We start from the raw sequence: 3802 nt of genomic DNA on the forward strand, positions 1-3802 counted from the left end.
ACCCCGACCCCCTGGCCACCGGCTCCGTCGCCCCCGACCCGCACACCGTCTGCGCGTGCTGCGCCCGCGCCCGCGGCTACGTCTACGCGGGTCCGGTGTACACCCCGTCCGACGAGGATCTGCGCGGCCGGCTCTGCCCCTGGTGCATAGCGGACGGCAGTGCCGCCGAGCGGTACGACGCCTCCTTCAGCGAGGTCGTGGCGGGCGAGGTGCCCCAGGCCGCCCGGGCGGTCATCGAGCGGCGCACCCCCGGCTTCACCGCCTGGCAGGACTCGGTGTGGCTCTCCCACTGCGGGGACGCCGCCGCCTTCCTCGGCCCGGTCGGCAGCGCCGAGTTGGCCTCGTACCCCGAGGCGGTCGACGCGCTGCGTCGCGAAGCCGTCGGCTGGCAGTGGTCCTCCGACGAGATCGAGCGGTACCTGGCCTCCTTCGACCGTGAGGGCCAGCCGACCGCCTACCTCTTCCGCTGCCGGGTGTGCGGGACGCACCTGGCCTATTCGGACTTCACGTAGGTGACCATGAACGGATCGGATGCCCGACGCCCACGCGCCCCCGGCCGCCGCCCGGGCCGTCGCGGCCCTTTGGGCCGCGGCGGGTCCCTCGGCCACGGAGGTTCTCTCGACCACGGCGGCCCCCTCGGCCGGCTCGTCACCCTCCTCCAGGGCTCGCGCCGTCCCCTCCGACCGCGCGAGCCCCGAAGTCCGTCCCTCCGACCGCGTGAGTCCCGAAGTCCGGTGCTCCGCCTGTGCCGTGCGGCGGCCGGCCGGTTCCGCCGACTCGGTCACGGGCGCGGTCCCGGGCGCGATCCCGAGCGCGGCCCCGCGCGGGGGCCCGACGGCGTGGGGCCGGGCGCGGTCGCGCCGCCGCCCGGCCGCCGGCGGTCATTCGCGCAGGACGATCCGGCCCAGCGGCGTGACGGCCAGTGCGAACCGGTCGGCGTGCACCAGCCGACGGCCGACGGGCACCGCCGTGCCGCCGCCGGCCGGGGTCACCGTGCCGGTCGCCGTGGCCCCGTCCGTCGCGTAGACCTCGTGCTCCTCCACGACCAGCCGGTACTCCGAGAGCGGCAGCAACTGCGGTGTCGGAGGCGTCAGGTCGCCGGACCACACGAAGGTGGACCCCTTCGGCACGCAGGTGAGTTCGAGGACGGTGCCGGTGCCGGCCCAGTCCAGATCGCCGCTGCCCACGGCCCGCCGTTCGACGGTGGCGAGGACGCGTCGGCTCGCGGCCATCGCGGCCTGGCCGCTGCCGACCCGCCGGCCCAGGGCGTTGGACGCGACCGGGCCGCCGAGTTCCAGGCGGACGGCGCCGGTGGCCGTCATGGTGGCCGTGACCGTCCGGTCGGGCAGCAGTTGGAGGAAGTCCGCGGTCACGACCTTGGACAGGTGCAGGGGATCGACGGAGTGGGGCTGGTAGCGGGCCAGGGCCAGGCGCAGGTAGGGGAAGTAGGCCGTGGCACCGGCGGCCGGCCCGAGGTCGACGTCGATGTCGCAGGCCCACAGCCGCAGTTCCCGGTCGTACTCGGGGGCGAACGCGGCCACCGAGGCGCTCGCCGTCCCGCCGCCCACCGGTTCGGCGAGCACCCGCCCGTCGGCGGTGAGCACGGCGCCCGGGAAGTTCGCCGCGGTGAGCCGGGGCGGTGCCGTCGGGTCCGCCCAGACGGGGTCGGTGGCGCAGCGGCTGACGAGTTCGTCGGGGAGGGGCGCGACGGCGCCCGGGTCGCCCGGGCCGGTGCCGTCGGGCGCGGGGTCGAGGACGACGGCGAGGAGTTCCCCGTCGCCCGACGAGTACCAGGGGCGGCGCAGGTGCACCCGGAAGCCGGCGTGCCGCCGGGTGCGGGTCACCCGGTGCCGTTCGTGGTCGACGGTCTGTTCCCAGCGGACGGTCGGCACCAGGTGGCTGACGTCCGGCGGTTCGGGGCGGCGGGAGCTGGGGACGTGCCAGCCGTGGCCGTCGGGCCCGGTGCTCGGCGGCCCGGTCCGGGTGATGAGTTCGGTGCGGTCGGTGATGGCCGGGTGGAAGTACTCGCGGAACCGGGTGGTCGCGGTCGGGGTGTAGGTGACCGCGCGGTGCAGGGTGTCGCGGAACTCGTGGCGGAAATCGGCGAAGAAGCGGCCGTTCTCGAAGGGTTCGAGGGTGAAGTGACCGACGCGTTCGTGCCGGTCGACGCGCTCGGGCGCGTCCTGGGCGACGTCGTCGGTCCACTCCTGCCAGGTCGCGTCGATGTCCACGCGGCCGGTGCTGCGGGCGTGGCTGCGGAGGTTTCCGGAAAGCGGGGCGAAGGTCTGGCCCTCCGCGCGGGAGAAGTCGAGGGAGCCGAGTTCCGGTGGCGCGAGCGGCTTCTCGACGGCGTGGACGAGGGTGAGTTCGACCCAGGGGGTGAGCATCCAGTTCTCGCCGTGCGCGGCCGCGGCGGTCAGCTCGTCCCTCTTCTCCTGCGGCAGCCCGGTGACCGGGTCGGGGTCGTTCCACACCTTCGAGGCGGTCAGCAGCTCCCAGGCGCGGAAGAGGGGCAGGTCGGCGGGGTCGAGGCGGCAGCTCATCCGGACGGTGGCGACGGTGGCCTTGGGCAGCCGGACGGTCAGTTCGCGCTCCAGGAGGCCGCTCCAGACGGGCGGCCCGTCCCCCTCGACGATCTTCAACCGCAGCGGCCGGGCCTGCGGCCAGGGCCCGGGGAAGTCGTAGGTGGCGTTGGGCGGCGCCCCCGGCAGACCGCGCAGCGAGACGCCCCGGGCCAGGACGTCCGGCAGGTAGGGCAGCAGGAGCTGTGCGCCCCGGTGGACGACGTACTCGCCGGGCCGGAGGCCGTCCCCCCGGGCGACAGGGAGTTCGGTCGGCGGTTCGGGGTCGTGGACGTCGTGCTTGGCGACCTTGATCTCGCCGAGGAGTTTGAGGTCGGTGGTGACGTCGGGGTTCTCGGGGAGGCTGACGACGGTGTCCAGGTAGCTGCCGGCCTCGCGGGAGGCGGCGGCGTAGTAGCGGCGGCGGACCAGGTCCGCCTTGCCGGGGCCGAACACGGTGTCGTACATCCCGTGCTGCTCCGCCGTCTGGAGCGGTGTCTTGGGCGGGCTCACGTGCCGTTCGTCCCAGGCCCGGTAGCGGCGGTCGAGTCCGTCGACCGGCGATTCCGCCCGGTGGTCGGGGACCTCCCCGTTGCGCAGGGCGGCCCAGACGTCGGGCGGCATCGGCGTCCCGTCGTCGTGCACGGTGCTGCGGATGACCAGCCGCGGTTCCGACTCGCCCTCCAGGAAGGGCCACCGGGGCACCAGCGCGGGCGGCGGCACGGGCTCCCAGCGGCGGTAGGTGACGGGCGCCGAGGCGGTGCCCTCGGGGGTGTCGGCGCCGGGCCCAAGACCGTTGCCGGCGAGGTCGCAGAGCCGGGCGCGCAGCCGGTACGTCCGCCCGTACCGCAGGGCGGGCAGCGAGCCCTTGACCGGGCGGAAGGTGGTGTCCAGCGGGAAGACCGGCGACACCTCGGGCGCGGGCACCGTGGGCCGGTCGTCCGGCCCGAGGGTCCGGCCCGGCGGCGGGGCGGCCAGGCTCCAGCCGTGCCAGCCGAAGAGGGCCTGGTGGACGTAGAGCTGGTTGCCGTCCCGCTTGTCGTGGGTGACGGCGGTGGCCTTGACGTGGCCCTCGTCGGGGGCGACGGCCAGCGGGAGGGCGGGCTGCCCGGGGCGGCGGATCGCGTAGCCGCCGGTCCGCGCGCACAGCGGACGCCAGACGGTCACGGGAGCGGCGTCGGCCGCCTCCTCTCCGCCTGCTCCTCCCCCGACCGCTCCGTCTCCCTCTCCCCCCGCCGCTC

The 3802-nt window shown here is 75.6% G+C and carries 2 protein-coding genes; one reads left to right on the plus strand and one right to left on the minus strand.

The annotated features are described in order from the left end of the window. A partial coding sequence (locus tag ACSNOK_RS31595) for a CbrC family protein (RefSeq protein ID WP_436784229.1) occupies nucleotides 1-512 on the plus strand: 512 nt, incomplete at its 5' end. A gap of 369 nt (nucleotides 513-881) precedes the next feature. Here the strand turns inward: ACSNOK_RS31595 and ACSNOK_RS31600 are convergent. Beyond that, nucleotides 882-3728 carry a hypothetical protein gene (locus ACSNOK_RS31600; RefSeq protein WP_436784230.1) on the minus strand — a complete coding sequence of 949 codons (2847 nt, stop codon included), beginning with the start codon at nucleotides 3726-3728 and terminating at the stop codon, nucleotides 882-884. Between the last annotated feature and the right edge of the window lie 74 nt (nucleotides 3729-3802).

The organism is Streptomyces sp. URMC 126 (assembly GCF_051386555.1).
GTDB lineage: Bacteria > Actinomycetota > Actinomycetes > Streptomycetales > Streptomycetaceae > Streptomyces.